This window comes from Agrobacterium sp. GD03872 (assembly GCF_029840625.1).
GTDB lineage: Bacteria > Pseudomonadota > Alphaproteobacteria > Rhizobiales > Rhizobiaceae > Agrobacterium > Agrobacterium fabrum_A.
Genome location: NZ_JAOCCY010000005.1, coordinates 292,987 through 306,693 on the forward strand (window position 1 = coordinate 292,987; position 13,707 = coordinate 306,693).

Annotated in this window: 13 protein-coding genes; 3 read left to right on the plus strand and 10 right to left on the minus strand. The window is 59.8% G+C overall.

Going from position 1 to position 13,707, the window contains the following annotated elements; translation table 11 throughout:
- Position 1: 1 nt before the first annotated feature.
- A complete protein-coding gene (locus N5D22_RS15210; RefSeq protein WP_279656492.1) occupies positions 2-1,459 on the plus strand; it encodes a cobyric acid synthase in 1,458 nt (485 codons plus the stop codon).
- Here N5D22_RS15210 and cbiB read toward each other — a convergent pair.
- Complete coding sequence (gene cbiB, locus N5D22_RS15215; protein ID WP_279656491.1) at positions 1,446-2,411, minus strand: adenosylcobinamide-phosphate synthase CbiB; 966 nt, start codon at positions 2,409-2,411, stop codon at positions 1,446-1,448. The two genes, N5D22_RS15210 and cbiB, sit on opposite strands and share 14 nt — an antisense overlap.
- On the opposite strand from cbiB, the gene cobD reads away from it, so the two are divergent.
- Positions 2,410-3,456, plus strand: a complete 1,047-nt coding sequence (cobD, locus tag N5D22_RS15220) for a threonine-phosphate decarboxylase CobD (RefSeq protein ID WP_279656490.1) — start codon at positions 2,410-2,412, stop codon at positions 3,454-3,456. The two genes, cbiB and cobD, sit on opposite strands and share 2 nt — an antisense overlap.
- On the opposite strand, the gene N5D22_RS15225 is transcribed toward cobD, so the two are convergent.
- From N5D22_RS15225 to N5D22_RS15265, 9 genes are all read right to left on the minus strand, one after another.
- A complete protein-coding gene (locus tag N5D22_RS15225; RefSeq protein WP_279656489.1) occupies positions 3,438-4,715 on the minus strand; it encodes an L-fuconate dehydratase in 1,278 nt (425 codons plus the stop codon). The two genes, cobD and N5D22_RS15225, sit on opposite strands and share 19 nt — an antisense overlap.
- A 36-nt stretch (positions 4,716-4,751) precedes the next feature.
- On the minus strand, positions 4,752-5,081 hold the full coding sequence (locus tag N5D22_RS15230) for an L-rhamnose mutarotase (RefSeq protein ID WP_279656488.1): 330 nt from the start codon (positions 5,079-5,081) through the stop codon (positions 4,752-4,754).
- 11 nt (positions 5,082-5,092) lie between these two features.
- Positions 5,093-6,226 carry a mannitol dehydrogenase family protein gene (locus N5D22_RS15235; protein WP_279656487.1) on the minus strand — a complete coding sequence of 378 codons (1,134 nt, stop codon included), beginning with the start codon at positions 6,224-6,226 and terminating at the stop codon, positions 5,093-5,095.
- Complete coding sequence (locus N5D22_RS15240) at positions 6,223-7,233, minus strand: zinc-binding alcohol dehydrogenase family protein (protein ID WP_279656486.1); 1,011 nt, start codon at positions 7,231-7,233, stop codon at positions 6,223-6,225. Before N5D22_RS15240 ends, N5D22_RS15235 begins: the two co-directional genes overlap by 4 nt.
- Before the next feature lie 3 nt (positions 7,234-7,236).
- Positions 7,237-8,058, minus strand: a complete 822-nt coding sequence (locus N5D22_RS15245; RefSeq protein ID WP_279656485.1) for an amidohydrolase — start codon at positions 8,056-8,058, stop codon at positions 7,237-7,239.
- Between the two features lie 3 nt (positions 8,059-8,061).
- Positions 8,062-9,075: an aldo/keto reductase gene (locus N5D22_RS15250; RefSeq protein WP_279656484.1), complete on the minus strand. Its 1,014-nt coding sequence runs from the start codon at positions 9,073-9,075 to the stop codon at positions 8,062-8,064.
- A gap of 65 nt (positions 9,076-9,140) precedes the next feature.
- Complete coding sequence (locus N5D22_RS15255; protein WP_279656483.1) at positions 9,141-10,082, minus strand: ABC transporter substrate-binding protein; 942 nt, start codon at positions 10,080-10,082, stop codon at positions 9,141-9,143.
- Between the two features lie 76 nt (positions 10,083-10,158).
- Positions 10,159-11,181: an ABC transporter permease gene (locus tag N5D22_RS15260; RefSeq protein ID WP_279656482.1), complete on the minus strand. Its 1,023-nt coding sequence runs from the start codon at positions 11,179-11,181 to the stop codon at positions 10,159-10,161.
- An 8-nt stretch (positions 11,182-11,189) separates the two neighbouring features.
- Entirely contained in the window at positions 11,190-12,755 is a 1,566-nt protein-coding gene (locus N5D22_RS15265; RefSeq protein WP_279656481.1) for a sugar ABC transporter ATP-binding protein, read from the minus strand.
- A 255-nt stretch (positions 12,756-13,010) separates the two neighbouring features.
- Here N5D22_RS15265 and N5D22_RS15270 point away from each other — a divergent pair, with 255 nt between their 5' ends.
- Positions 13,011-13,703, plus strand: coding sequence for a FadR/GntR family transcriptional regulator (locus tag N5D22_RS15270; protein WP_279656480.1), 693 nt, complete (start codon positions 13,011-13,013; stop codon positions 13,701-13,703).
- The last annotated feature ends 4 nt before the right edge of the window (positions 13,704-13,707 follow it).

Below are 13,707 nucleotides of genomic sequence, written 5' to 3' on the forward strand. Positions count from 1 at the left end.
CATGACTGCGCGGGTGCTGATGTTTCAGGGAACCGGCTCGGATGTCGGCAAATCGCTGATGGTGGCCGGCCTTGCCCGTGCATTCACCCGGCGCGGCCTGTCCGTCATGCCGTTTAAGCCGCAGAACATGTCCAACAATGCGGCGGTTACCGCCGACGGCGGCGAGATCGGGCGCGCGCAGGCGCTGCAGGCGCGGGCGGCCGGCGTACCGCTTTCCGTCCACATGAACCCGGTGCTCCTGAAACCGCAGAGCGAAACCGGCGCGCAGGTGGTAGTACAGGGTAAGGTTGTCGGAAACGCCAAGGCAGCCGATTATCAGCACATGAAGGCCGGGCTGATGCCACGGGTGATTGAAAGCTTCGAACGCCTGAAACAGCAGGCCGATCTCGTGCTGGTGGAAGGGGCGGGTAGCGCATCCGAAATCAATCTTCGCGCCAATGACATCGCCAATATGGGTTTCGCCCGCGCCGCCGATGCGCCCGTCATCCTGATCGGCGATATAGACCGGGGCGGCGTCATCGCCAGTCTTGTCGGCACCAAGGCCGTGCTCGAACAGGAAGATGCAACGATGATAGAAGGTTTTATCGTCAACCGATTTCGCGGCGATCCGGCCCTGTTTTCGGACGGCATGCGGATGATTGCGGAAAAGACAGGCTGGTCCCCCATCGGGCTTCTGCCGCATTTTTCCGATGCCGCGAAACTGCCGGCGGAGGATGCGCTTGGCCTTGCCGGCCCCGCCCGGCAGAAGCCCGACGCAAAGATCCGGATCGCCGTGCCGATCCTGCCGCATATTTCCAATTTCGACGACCTCGATCCGCTGGACATCGAGCCGGATGTGGAGCTGATCCGCGTGCGGCCGGGCGAAACCATTCCCGCCAATTGCCGGCTGGTGCTGCTGTGCGGCTCGAAATCCACCATCGCCGATCTCGCCGTGCTGAAAAATGCTGGCCTCGACATCGATATCAGGGCGCATGCACGACGCGGCGGTTTTGTTGTCGGGCTTTGCGGCGGATATCAGATGCTCGGAAAAACCATTGCCGATCCCGATGGTATCGAAGGACCACCGGCAAAGGTTGAAGGGCTTGGTCTGCTTGATGTCGACACGGTTTTGGCAGGCGATAAGCGGCTCGTTTCCGTGCGCGGTACGAGTTTCGACGGAGTTGATTTATCCGGCTACGAAATGCATGTCGGCGAAACCACTGGCACAGCGGGCAATCTGCCTTTTTCGACGATTGATGGCCATGTCGACGGCGCGATGTCGCCCGATGGCCGCATCTTCGGCACCTATATACACGGCCTTTTCGCGGACGACCGCCAGCGCGGCGCATGGCTGAAGCGGCTTGGCGGTCACGGCACGGAGCTGAACTATGATCAGCAGGTGGACGCTGTTCTTGACCGCCTGGCGGCGCATATGGAGCAGCATCTCGATCTCGACGGGCTGCTGTCTATAGCGCGATAAGCACCGCCAGAAGCCCGAATAGGCCAATCAGCAACAGGTCGGCGATCCTCGCCAGCCTTAGCGCCGTACGAATATCGCCGGCAACCAGCGCCGCCCTGCCGCCTTCACCCATGAAGCGCGCCTCGATCATCTGCCCGCCATAGGAGCGCGGCCCGGCGAGCGCGAAGCCGAGAGCGCCTGCGAGCGCCGCCTCCGGCCAGCCGGCATTGGGAGAACGATGATGCCGTGCATCGCGGCAGATTGCGGCGATCGCCCCTTTGGGCGACGCACCCTTCACAAAACACGCGGCGACCACAAAAAGACCGCCGCTCAGCCTCGATGCCGGCAGATTGACCAGATCGTCCAGCCGAGCCGAGGCCCAGCCGAAGGCCTCATGGCGGGGCGAGCGATGGCCGATCATGCTGTCGGCCGTATTGATCGCCTTGTAGGCCGCGCCGCCCGGCAGACCCAGCAGGCCGAGCCAAAGGGCAGGGGCGACAATGCCATCGGAAAAATTCTCGGCGAGGCTTTCAATCGCCGCCCGGCAGATCGCCGCTTCGTCCAGCTTTTTCGGATCGCGCCCGACGATCATCGACACCGCCTTGCGACCACCCTCCACTCCTTCGCGCTCCAGCGCCGCGGCGACAGCCCCCACGTGCTGCTCCAGACTTTTCTGCGCCGGGAGAGAAGCGCCGAGGACCGCCACAGCCAGAAGGCCGAAAGGCAAAACAAGCAAAGCCGATTGCACAAACCATGTGAGGATCGCCGTCAGCCCGACAAAAACAGCCAGAGCCGCCGCACCTGCGATCTTGCGCTGTGAAAATGGCGCACGCTCCCGGTTCCATTTTTTGTCCAGCAGCGCGATAAGCGAACCGATCCAGGTGACGGGGTGGCCGATACGGTTGAACAGCCAGTCCGGATAGCCGGTCAGGCGTTCGATCACGAGCGACAGGAAAGCGAGAGCAAAGAACATGGGCGAGACAGTATCAGAAAAGACGCAGGCTACGATCCGTCACGGCGGTAATCTTGGCAAGGCGCGCCTGATGTTTCCCGACGCACCTGAACCGTGGATCGACCTTTCGACCGGGATCAACCCACACTCCTATCCGCATTCGTCCGTCCCCGCCAGCGCCTTCGCCCGCCTGCCGGAACCCGATGCCGCCGAAGAGCTGAAACAACTGGCGGCAACCCATTTCGGCGCACCCTCCGCCCGGCATGTCGCGCTTTCTCCCGGCACCCAGATGCTGATGCCGCTGCTGGCCCAGATCGCGCTCGCCCGGGGTGCCAGAAGTGGCTCCGTGCTTTCCCCCGCCTATGCCGAACATGCCCGCACCGCGCGGATGGCAGGGCTGGTCATGACAGAAGTGGACAATATCAGCGGGCTGCCGGCTTACGACTATGCCGTGGTTGTTAATCCCAACAATCCGGATGGCCGTGTGACCGACCGCAAATCACTGTCGTCGCTCGCCGCTTCCATGCATCGCAAGGGCGGTCTGCTCGTTGTGGATGAAGCCTTCATCGAAACGGGTCAGGCCGAAAGTCTCGCAACTGCTGTCGGCGAGGATGCGCTTGTGGTTCTGCGGTCCTTCGGCAAATTTTACGGCATGGCGGGCGTTCGGCTGGGTTTCGCGATAACGCATCCCGATATCGCCGCCGAACTGGAAGCGAGGCTTGGCCCCTGGGCGGTTTCCGGCCCGGCGCTGCATATTGCAACCGAAGCCCTGGCGGACAGGGAATGGCAATCATCCATGCGCCTCCGGCTCGCAGAGGAAGCAAGACGCATGAACCACCTGCTGGAAAAAGTGAGCCTGAAAATTGCCGGCGGTACCTCCCTGTTTACACTTATGCGGGACCATCGGGCCGCTGAACTCTTCGGCCATCTTGGCCGGCGCGGCATTCTGGTCCGCATCTTCGATGAAAGGCCGAACGACATGCGTTTCGGCCTTCCTGGCAGCGAGGCGGAATGGCAGCGCCTTGAGGCGGCGCTGCTCTCCTTCGATCATCCCTCGAAAGTATAGGTCTCGATCGACTCCGGCTTCATTTCGATGGAGAAGCCCGGCAGTTTCGGCGGCATGTAAGCGGCATTTCTGATATCGCAGGGCTCGATGAAATGCTCGTGCAGATGGTCGACATATTCGATGACGCGGCCTTCCTTCGTGCCTGACACCACCAGATAGTCGATCATCGACAGGTGCTGCACATATTCGCAAAGACCGACGCCACCGGCATGCGGCCAAACCGGCAGATTGTATTTGGTGGCGATCAGCAGCACCGCCAGCACCTCGTTCAGACCGCCCATGCGGCAGCTGTCGATCTGCACCACGTCGATGGCGCCTTCGGCGATGAACTGCTTGAACATGATACGGTTCTGGCACATTTCCCCGGTCGCCACCTTCACCGGGCCAATGGCGGCACGGATCTTGCGATGGCCGGCAACATCGTCCGGGCTGGTCGGCTCCTCGATGAAGAACGGCTTGGCGAAGGCGAGTTTCTTCACCCAGTCGATTGCCTGATCCACTTCCCACACCTGGTTGGCATCGATCATCAGGTAACGATCGGGACCGATCACTTCGCGGGCAATGGTGAGACGGCGGATATCGTCTTCCAGATCGCGGCCGACCTTCATCTTCACATGGTTGAATCCGGCATCGATGGCCTCCTGGCAAAGGCGACGCAGCTTGGCGTCGTCATAACCGAGCCATCCGGCCGACGTGGTATAGCAGGCGTAACCCTCGTTCTTCAGCGTCTCTATACGCGCCTTCTTGCCGCTTTCGGCTTGTCTCAGGATCGCAAGCGCCTCGTCACGCGTCAGCACGTCGGTCAGATAGCGATAATCGACAATATCGGCGATCTCTTCCGGGCTCATATCGGCAACAAGCTGCCACACCGGCTTGCCCGCCTTCTTGGCCAGCAGATCCCAGACCGCATTGACGACCGCGCCGGTGGCGAGATGCATCGCGCCCTTGTCCGGGCCGATCCAGCGCAGCTGGCTGTCACTTGTCAGATGCCGCCAATATTTGCCGGGGTTCTCGGTGACGGTGGCAAGATCGGTGCCGACCACCAGGTGACGCATTGCTTCGATGGCCATGCAGCAGATGTCATTGCCGCGGCCGATGGTGAAGGTCAGCCCATGACCTTTAAGGCCCGGCTCATCGGTATCGAGGATGACGTAAGCCGCCGAATAATCCGGGTCGGGGTTCATCGCATCCGAACCGTCAAGGCTCTGGGAAGTCGGAAAACGCAGGTCGAAAACACGCAGATCTGTAATTTTGGTCATGGCCGTTCACTCGCGGTCAGTGTCAAAGGAAATCGTTCAATCGTGGTGGAAGGTTTCTTCCATCATCGCCCACCACTCGCCTTGCCTGCGGCTTTCGAGCGGTTGCTGGCAGGGAATGGTGAAGGACCACCATTCCTGGTTCTTGGGGCTTGCGGCCATCTTCGCCATGTCGGCGCTGATATCGCTGCCGTGATATTCCCAATAACCGAAGAGCAGATTTTCCGGCTCGCGCAGGAAGATCGTGTAATTGCGGATATTGCAGTCGCTGATGAGCGCCAGAACTTCCGGCCAAACAGCGGCATGCAGCCGTTTATACTCCGCGATCATCTCCGGTTTGACGCCTATGACCATGCCCATGCGCTGCATGAAAAACTCCATTATTGCTTGATGGTGGCAAGCGCCGCGCGCAGCTTCGACTGCGGCAGGCTCAACCCCAGTCGCTCCGCTGCGGCAATGACCGGGGCGAAGCGGCGACGTTTCTTTTCATCGTGGTTGCCGGCGATATCGGATAGCCGATGCGCGAGAAAGGGATTGCGCAAACGCTCCCGCAACTGGCCGATATAGGCCTCAGCCTCGTCTCCCATGCCTTCCGCAGCAAAGACCGGCAGAACCTCGTCCCGCCAGAGCGTTTCCAAATCGGCAACGAGCGCATCATCGGCCATTGCCTGCCGCACCGTCTCGTCCTTCGCACGCGCGTCCTGCGTCCAGCGTTCCGCCAGATAGGAATGTCCGAGATTGAGCAGAAAAAGCTTCAGCTTTTCATAGCGGCCGAGATCGTCGGTCAGCACCACCGCAGGGTGAGTGCAGGGAAGGACAAGCCCGTGCTGATTCTCTATCGCCCAGAGCGCATAGGGTTCGGCCACTGCACCAACCGGATCGATAGGCTCGGAAACAATGCGATCCACCAGGCTATTGGCGAAACGGCACTTCTCATTCAGATAAAAGGCAAAACCCGCCGGCAATTGCCATTCATCGGCAAGCCGGCGAATGAGCTCCTTCAGCTTTTCGCCGTTACGCGGCACGAGCTCGCAGGGGAAGATGGACACAGGCGCTTCCGGATTGCGCTGAAAACGCTCCAGCAGCAACATGCAGAGTTTCGCCGGAAAGCTTTTCGGCACGGTCGTGAAATCCGCAGCAAGATGCTGCCCGTCGGCAGAATCCAGCTCATAACCGCGATCACCCGTATTCGACAGAATGACCTCCACCTCACAGGCAAGGCGGCGCACCTCGGCCCAGTTGGTCATAGCGGTCAGCGCCCGCGTGACAGCCCTGCCTTGAATTTCCTCATCCACCTCCTGCCCATCGCGGATGCCGCGAATACGCACGGGGTAGGGTGCGCCGCTATTCAGCGCCGCAACACGCTTCAGGCTCTCCGCATTGCCGGTCGTCTGGACAAGGGCGATGCGCCCAAGGGCCTCGCCCTTGTCCAACGCCTGCGAAATAAAGAGATCCGCATGCGCCAGGAGAAAGCGGCTGGTGCCGAATTGCAGGATGGGCGTATCGAGCGTCATGCGACCTCCACCATGCCCTTGATGACTCCGGCCTTCGGATCGGTCAGCCCGGCAAATCTGGAGGGTACGTCGGCAAGCGTCATACGATGGGTAATCAGTGCTTCCGGTACCTTGCCTTCCCGCAAGGCCTGCAAGACGCGCTCGAAATCTTGAGGCGTAGCGTTGCGGCTGCCGAGCAGCGTCGTCTCGCGCTTGTGGAACTCCGGATCGTTGAAAGTGATATCGCTGGCGACAATGGAGACCAGAACATAGGAACCACCATGGCCGACAAAGGAAAACCCGCGCTCCATGGCTTTTGGATTGCCGGTCGCGTCGAAGACCACATCAAAGAAGTCGCCGTCGGTAATTTCGGAAAGACGATCGCTGTCGCCGCCACCAAGCGTCACCGTATGCGCGACCCCGAGATGCTGCTTGCAGAAATCCAGCCGGTCGGTGCGCCCGTCGATCATGGTTACTTCACTGCCGTCGAGAACCGCAAAAACTGCAACTGCCATGCCGATAGGACCAGCGCCGACGATCAGTGTCTTCTGTCCCTTCTCGACCGCTCCACGACGCGCCGCATGTGCGCCGATAGCCAGAAATTCGGCCATCGCCGCCTGATCAAGGCTCAACCCCTCCGCCTTCAGCACGAATTGCTGCGGCACGCTCAGATATTCGACCATGCCGCCATCGCGATGAACGCCGAGCACACCGATATTGCGGCAGCAATTGCTCTTGCCCTTCAGGCAGGCGCTGCATTTGCCGCATGAGATATAGGGAATGACGGTAACAACGTCGCCGGCGGACAGATGGCTGCCTTCCGGCGCTTCTTCCACCGTGCCGGAAAGTTCATGACCCATGATGCGCGGATAGGAAAGATAAGGCTGGTTTCCAGTAAAGATGTGCAGATCCGTCCCGCAGACACCGATGCGGCGGATCCGCACCAGCACTTCACCTTCGCCACGCGCCGGTTTCGGCAGTTCCTTGGGGACGAGTTGACCCGGGGTCTCGCAGAAAATCGCCAGCATGCATCACCTGTCCGAAAGGGAATAAAAACGAACGGCGTTACCGCCAAAAACTGCCGCATGGTCCTCTGCCGGCACGATATCGCGGCAGAAATTCAGCCAGGCCGGATAATCGCCCGCCAGTCGCAATACCGGCCAGTCGCTGCCAAAAATCACACGGTTTGCGCCAAACAGTTCCAGAATGGTTTCGGCATAGGGCCGCACCGCTTCCGGCCGCTGCTCACCGCGCTCGGTCAGTAGACCGGAGAGCTTGCAATGGACATTTGCGAGAGCCGCCAAAGCGGCCATATCCTTGCGCCAGTCGCTGTAGTGACCGGTGGCAATCAGGGGCTTCGCACCATGGTCGATGACGATGGGTAACTGCGGATGGCGGCGGGCGAACGACAGCAGATGCGACAGATTGGGCGGCAGGACCAGCGCGTCGAACACCAGACCGTGCTTCACCAACGCCGCCACGGCAGGATCGAGTGCCGGATCATCGATCCAGGTAACATCCTCCATGCCCTGCAACATCGGACGCACCCCCTTGAACGCCGGATGTTTTGCCCGGCGGGCGACTTCATCCGGTGCATCGGCGGACTTCATGTCCACCCAGCCGACAACGCCTTTGATGAAATTGGTCTTTTCCGCCAGCGCCAGCATGAAATCCGTGTCGGCCGCGGTCTCCATCGTCTGAACCAGCACCGTGCCGGAAACCCCGGCAGCAGCCAGCAGAGGCGACAGATCGGCGGGGAGAAAATCCCGGTAGATGGCGGCAAGCGATGGCGGCGGCCATTGCCCTGCGCGATCCTTCATCAGCCAGAAATGCTGGTGGGCGTCGATAATCATGCCTCAAGCCTTCCAGACAGGCGTAGGCGCACCTTCGGCAATCAGGCCGCGCCTGTGCAGCTCGGACCAGAATTCATCCGGGATCGACTGTTCGAACCATTCGATATTGGAGGTAAGCTGCTGCGCATTGCGCGCTCCCGAAACAACCGTGACCGAGGCCGGATGTGCGAGCGGAAACTGCAATGCAGCCGCCTGCAGCGAGACACCCAGCTCCTCGCAGACGCTCTGCAACGCGTCGACACGCGTGAGGATATCGGCAGGCGCGTCGGCATAATTGAACTTGCGGTTACCGGCCAGAATGCCCGAGTTGAATGCGCCGGCGACAACGATGCCAACGCCGCCTTCAGCGCAGCGGTTCATGAAAGCAAGGCTCTGCTGTTCCAGCAGCGTATAGCGGCCGGCCAGCATGGCGACATCGATATCGAAGACATCCATGGCATCGTTGACGATCTGCCACTCGTTGACGCCGAGGCCGACAGCGCCCGTCGATCCTTCCTCACGCAGCTTGCCAAGCGCGCGAAAGCCGCCGCCAGTGGTCAGCTGCTCCCAGTAGTGCCGGTGTTTTTCACCATGGGTGAAGGAGCCGATATCATGCACATAAAGAATATCCGGCTTCAGAACACCAAGCCGCTGCTGGCTGGCCTCGAAAGAGCGCAGGATGCCGTCATAAGAATAATCATAGACCGGTCGGAAGGGCAGGGGTGCAATATAGGCATCTTCCTCCGGCCCGACGGTCTCGTCAGGAACCATCACGCGGCCGACCTTGGTGCTCAGCGTGTATTCGCTCCGTTCATGCTCCGTCACCATGGTGCCGAGACGACGCTCCGACCGCGTGTAGCCATAAAACGGCGCGGTATCGAAATAACGCATGCCGCTTTCCCACGCCTTGTCGAACGCACCCTTGGACTCTTCATAGGGCGTGACCCGGTAGAGATTGCCCATCTGGGCGCAACCGAGGCCCATGACGGTGACATTAACGACGCGGCGCGGCAATTTACGTGTATCGGAGACTTTCATCGCAGGGACTTTCCAGCTTGTCTTTGGAAGGACGCGCCGCCGCACAGCGGCGCGTCATCATGCAATCAGTAAAGAACGTTCTTGGCTTCGGGCTTTTCGATATTGTCCTTGGTGACAACAACAACGCCGGTATCGACGAACTTCTCGACCTTTTCCTTGTTGATGAGCTTGGAAATGGTCTCCACGCCCTTTTCACCCATCTGGTAGGAACCCTGAACCACGATGCCGGCCAGCGTGCCATCCTTGACGAAGCCCTGAAGGTCCTGGTTGCCGTCGAAGCCGATGGCGACGACCTTGCCGGCCTTGCCGCTCTGGGCAAGCGCACGGCCAACACCGATTGCCGTCGGCTCATTGGCGCCGAAAATGCCCTTGAGGTCGGAATTGGCGGCCAGAACGTCGGTGGTCTGGTTCAGCGCGGTCGCCATCTGCGACTGCGAATAGAACGGGCCGACGATCTTCAGATTGGAATTCATCTGGATGTAATCGGTGAAACCGCCGACACGGCCGATTTCCGAACCGGCACCGGCGACATAGGACATGACGGCGATCTTGCCTTCCTTGCCCACCTTGTCGATCAGCGCCTGTGCAGCCAGTTCGCCGGCTTTCTTGTTATCGGTCGCCAGGAACGACTGGTAATATTGCTCCGAGCCGCTCGCCAGCTGCGAGTCGATCAACACCACGGGAATACGGGCTTCCCAAGCCTTCTTGACGGCAGGAACCAGCGCGTCCGGATCGGAAGGCGCAAGCACGATGCCGGCGACCTTGCGGTTGATGGCGTTTTCAACCATGTTGACCTGGTCGGCAATCGCGGATTCGGCCGCCGGACCCTGGAAGGTCATGGTGTTGCCCGAAGAGTTCTTCATCGCCGCGTCGGCGCCCTTCTGAACGTTCTGCCAGAAGGTGGAATTGACGGTCTTGACGATGACGGCGATTTCGCCTGCCTGCACGGTGGAAACGCTCCACAGCGCGATTGTGGATGTCAGAAGGGCAGTCGCAATTTTCTTCATTTCTTCCTCCGTGATGTCGGCATACCGGGCCTCCCCTTGCCGATCTTTTTTGCGGAAAGGGTCCGCAGGCCCTTGATCAGCGGCGGTTGCGCAACTGGTCGATCCAGACGGTGACCAGAATGACGAGGCCGATGATGATCTGTTGCGTGAAGGCGGACACGCCATTCATGTTGAGACCGTTGCGCAGGATGCCGATGACGAAGGCGCCAATGGCCGTGCCGGAAATCGTGCCCACGCCGCCGATCAGCGATGTGCCGCCAATAACGGCGCTGGCAATGGCGTCCAGCTCATACATCACACCCTCATTCGGCTGGGCCGTGACGAGACGAGACATCAGCACGCAGCCCGTCAGCCCGGCGAGTGTGCCGGACAGGATGTAGGTGAAATTGGTGACGCGGGCGACATTGACACCGGAGAGACGCGCTGCATCCGCATTGGAGCCGACAGCATAGATGTGACGGCCGAGGATCGAGCGGTTGAGCATGAAGGAAACCGCAAGCGCAATCACCACCATCAGAATGACGGGGTAGGGGATGCCGGGAAACACGACGTTCGGAAAGCCGTCGTCGCCGATATTGACGATGCGGAAGAGAGCGCCATTGCCGAGTTCGCCGAAGGATTCGCCAAGGCCGGAAACGGCGCGCGCACCGGTGATCTGCAGCGCCACGCCACGGGCGATCAGCATCATGCCGAGGGTGGCGATGAAGGGCGGCAGCTTGAAACGCGTGACCAGAAGGCCGTTGATGAAACCACAGAGCGACCCCGTCAGAATGCCGAGCAACATGCCGACCGGCACCGGCATTCCGAGTTCCTTCACCGCAAGCGCTGCAACAACACCGGCAAGCGCCAGTACCGAACCGACGGAAAGATCGATGCCACCGGTGATGATGACACAGGTTGCGCCAATGCCGAGAAGTGCGATGGACGTGACCTGCAAAGCGATCGTCATGCCATTATTGACGGTGAAGAAAGCGCTGCTGGTTGCGGAGAAGACCGCGACAAGCGCAAAAAGGCTACCGAGTGCCGCAAACTTCTGGATAATGTCCTTCTGGCGGTCGCTGACAGCAAAGCTCTTCTTGGGTTCTGCAATATTGGCCATGTCGTTCCTCACTGCGCGGCCCGGCCGTAACCGGACGCATACCGCATGATTTCTTCCTGATTGGTCTTGGCGGTTTCGAGCACGCCCGTGATGCGGCCCTTATGGAAAACGGCGATACGATCCGTCAGTCCGAGAATTTCCGGCAGTTCCGAGCTGATGAGAATGACGCCGATGCCCTGTGCGGCCAGCTCGTCCATGATCTTGTAGATCGCGAATTTCGCGCCGACATCGATACCGCGTGTCGGCTCATCGAAGAACAGCACACGCGACTGCCGGAACAGCCATTTGCCGATGATGATTTTCTGCTGGTTGCCGCCTGAAAGCAGCCGAACGGTCTGCTCGGTCGAGGGGGTGCGGATATTCAGAAGGTCAACATAGCGCTTGGCCACATCGTCATGTTTCTTGAAATCGATCAGGCCGAAACGGTTGGAAACCTCGCCGAGATTGGCAAGCGTGGTATTGGCCGCAACCGACATCTTGATGGCGAGGCCATCGCTTTTGCGGTCTTCCGAGAGATAGGCAATGCCCTCCCGGATGGCGTCCTGCGGCGAGCTGATCGAAAGTTCGCGCCCGTTGAAAACGATCCTGCCCGCGTCGAGCGGATCGGCGCCGAAGATCGCCCGGGCGACTTCGGTGCGGCCGGCGCCCATCAGCCCGGCAAAACCGAGGATTTCCCCACGCCGCAGCGAAAAACCGACGTCGTGGAACACACCGCTGCGCGTCAGGCCTTCGACGGAGAAGATGATGTCCTCCGTCGGGCGGGACGTGCGTTCGGGGAATTTGTCCTCCAGCGAGCGCCCAACCATGCGTGTGACAATGTCGTCGACGGTGATAGAAGCGAAATCGTCGGTCGAAATATAACGTCCATCACGCAGAACCGTCACACGGTCGACGATTTCAGCCATTTCGTCGAGACGATGGGAAATATAGACAATGCCGACACCGGATGCCTTGAGATCGCGGATAACCTTGAACAGGAGCCGCGTCTCCTGCTCGGTCAGCGACGAGGTCGGCTCGTCCATGATGAGCACTTCGGCGTCAAGAGAGAGCGCCTTGGCGATTTCCACCATCTGACATTGCGCGACCGAGAGACCACGTACGATCTGGTCGGGGTCGATATCGACGCCCAGCCGGTCGAGGCAGCGTTTGGCGTCAAGCCGCAGCTTCTTGCGGTCGACAAGGAAACCACGGCGCGGCTCGCGCGCAAGATAGATGTTTTCAGCGACCGAAAGATGTGGAACGAGGTTGAGTTCCTGGTGAATGATGGCGATGCCGGCAGCTTCGGATTCCAGCGGCGATGCATATTGCACCTTCACGCCCTTGTGCAGGATGGTGCCGTCGCTCGGCTGATAGACGCCGCTGATGATTTTCATCAGCGTCGATTTTCCCGCACCATTCTCGCCGCAGACGGCATGCACCTCGCCGCTGCGCAGATCGAAATGCACATTCGACAGCGCCTTGACGCCCGGAAACTCCTTGCTGATGTTTTCGAGACGCAGAAGGACCGAACGCTCCGCGCGCGCCATCCCCTCAGGCGAAAATTCGCCCCGAATTGTCGATGCGCCCTGCGACATCAGAAAAACCTCCCACCCGTGCTCCCGCTCCACCGGGGCCATGAACAGGCCAAATGGTTAGGCCGGTTTTACAGAATGGTCAAGCCAATCTGGTCAAAAATTGATTACGCCTCCCCGATGTCGAAAAACAAGTTCAAAGACACTTCCATAATAACTACGTACATTCATATAGTTAAGTAATTTCTTGCGTATTTTTGCGCTTGGCGCTACGGTAAGGCCAAATAGACATTGCGGACAGGACACATCAGAAAACATATGAATGGTCAGGCCAAAATAGCGGAACCGCGCAGGCTTTATCAGCAGATTGCGGACCAGATACGTGAACTCATCGATATCGGCGAATTCCTGCCCGGCACGCGGCTTCCCGCTGAGCGGGAGCTGGCGCAGAAGCTCGGTGTATCGCGGCCGTCCTTGCGCGAAGCGCTGATTGCGCTTGAAATCGATAACACCGTCGAAATTCGCATGGGCTCGGGCGTTTATGTATCGGTGGAAGCGCTGCAGACGACCCATCATACCAAGTCGCTGGGTGACAGCCCCTCCGAACTGATGCAGGCGCGTGCTGCACTGGAAGGAGCGACCATCGTTCTGGCGGCAAGCCGGATGACCGATGAGACAATCGCGACCCTCCGCCAGATACTCAATACCATGCAGCGGGAAATCGAGGCCGGTCGCAAGCCTCTGGATCAGGATCGGCTGTTTCACGTCACCATCGCCGAGCAATCCGGTAACAGCGTTCTCACCCGAATGGTGGCGAACCTCTTCGATGAGCGCCACAGCCCCATTTCGGCCCAGCTTCGCGTGAAATTCGAAGATCGCGATACCTGGACACATGCGCTTCAAGAACACGAGGCCATTCTGGCGGCGCTTGAACTGAAAGATCCGCTGCTGGCGCAGGCCGCCATGCATATCCATCTGGAAGGTTCGAAGAGACGCTGGGTCGAAAACTGATCTA